The following is a 223-nucleotide window of genomic DNA, read 5'->3' on the forward strand; positions in this document are numbered from 1 at the left end:
CCATCTCGAAGACGCCGGCCGGGATGCCGGCCTGGCGCGCGTAGTCGAGCATTCTGTAGGCCGTCAAAGGCGTCAGCTCGGACGGCTTGATGATCATGGTGCAGCCGGCCGCCAGCGCGGTGGCGATCTTGCGGGCGATCATCATGAACGGGAAATTCCAGGGCGTGATGGCCGCGGTCGGGCCGGCGGGCTCCTTGAACACCAGGACTTCGGCATGCGCGGC

Annotated in this window: 1 protein-coding gene; it reads right to left on the bottom strand. The window is 67.3% G+C overall.

The genetic code is table 11. The features are described from left to right. Nucleotides 1–223, bottom strand: a 223-nt coding sequence (locus H065_RS27595) for an aldehyde dehydrogenase family protein (protein WP_152425994.1), incomplete at both ends; no start/stop codon positions are given.

This window comes from Paenibacillus shenyangensis (genome assembly GCF_000346635.1).
In the GTDB taxonomy this organism is placed as follows: domain Bacteria; phylum Bacillota; class Bacilli; order Paenibacillales; family Paenibacillaceae; genus Saccharibacillus; species Saccharibacillus dauci.